The sequence below is a fragment of the Brachyspira sp. G79 genome (genome assembly GCF_002379365.1).
Taxonomy (GTDB): Bacteria; Spirochaetota; Brachyspiria; order Brachyspirales; family Brachyspiraceae; genus Brachyspira.
Map to the genome: position 1 here is coordinate 517534 of NZ_JQIU01000008.1, position 1538 is coordinate 519071.

General features: G+C 24.8%; 2 protein-coding genes. Both read left to right on the top strand.

Annotated elements, in window-relative coordinates; genetic code table 11:
* Positions 1–125 precede the first annotated feature (125 nt).
* Positions 126–701, top strand: coding sequence for an HAD family phosphatase (locus KQ44_RS03730; RefSeq protein WP_096736293.1), 576 nt, complete (start codon positions 126–128; stop codon positions 699–701).
* A 186-nt stretch (positions 702–887) separates the two neighbouring features.
* Positions 888–1463, top strand: a complete 576-nt coding sequence (locus KQ44_RS03735; RefSeq protein WP_096736294.1) for a class I SAM-dependent methyltransferase — start codon at positions 888–890, stop codon at positions 1461–1463.
* Positions 1464–1538 lie beyond the last annotated feature (75 nt).

Sequence of the window (1538 nt, forward strand, 5' to 3'; positions counted from 1 at the left end):
AATATATATTTCTATGAATCAATTTGTTATATTAGAGCAATAGTTTATATGATAAAGTTAAATAAAAATAATTCATTTTTAATGTTGGCACTAGCAGGTTTAGCATTAGATGAATGGAGAAAACTATGAATTCTATAAAACTTATAATTTTTGATTTGGATGGTACTATAATAGATAGTGCAAATGCCAATTATAAATCTTATTATGATGCTTTAAAAGAAATAGGTGTTGATTTGGCTAGAGAATTTTTTGATATTCATTCTTTTAATGGAAAGCATTACAAAGATTTTCTTCCTAAATTAATCCCAAATCCCACAAATGAAATGATAGAAATGATACATGATAGAAAACAGGAAATATATAAAAATAATTTATCAAGTATAAATGTACACCCTTATATTAGAAGTGTCATAACTAATAATAAAGAAGGAAAAAAAATGGCATTGGCAACTACAGCTGCTAAAATAGCTGTGAAAAATGTACTAAAAGCAATAGATATGGAAAATATATTTGATCTGGTTATAACAGGTGATGATGTAAAAAATAGAAAACCAAATCCAGAAGTATTTCTTAAATGCATGGAATATTTTAATATTTCAGCAAAAGAAACTCTTATATTTGAAGATAGTGATATAGGTATAGAAGCTGCGAAGCAAACAGGAGCTTGGATATTAAAAGTAGAAAATTGGGCTACTAATTAAATTGAGGTGAATTATAAAAATTTTAATATTTATACCAATTGATGATGAAACACAAAATTGTTTACAGAAATATTAGTTGTATATAATATAAGTAAAGATAATTCTTTATCATAAGCTGATGAAGAATTAAAGAATATAAAAATACATTAATTCATTTGATTTATATTATAATTAAGGAGATTATACATGAAAAAAACAAAAATATCAAAATGTTTATTGTGTGAATATGAAGGAAAAATGAAAACTAAATCTGTAATAGATAATAGATACATTCTTATGTGTCCAAAATGTAAATTTGAATTTATGAATCCTATTCCTACAGATGAAGAGATAAAAAATATATATAGTAAAAATTATTTTGGATCTTGGGGAATTGGTGATGGAGAAACAAAAGAAGTAGCTAATATGAAAAAAGATACATTTAAACATATTTTAAATGGAATAACTCCTTATGTAAAATCAGGAAATATACTGGATGTTGGAACTGCAACCGGTTTTTTATTAGAAGAAGCTCAAAAATTAGGTTTTGAACCTTATGGTATTGAAATATCAGAATATGCAAGTTCTATAGCAAAATCTAAATTTGGTGAAGATAAAATATATAATGGTACTTTGGAGACACAGGTATTTAAAGAAAATTTTTTTGATTTAATAACTATGTGTGATGTAATAGAGCATGTAAAAGACCCAATTAATACACTTATTATTGCGAATAAATTATTAAGAAATACATCACATTATACGGGGGGGGGTATTTATTGATTACTACTCCTAATACAGAATCTTTTACAGCAAAAATTTTAAAAAGTAAATGGCATAGATATATGTTAGAACATT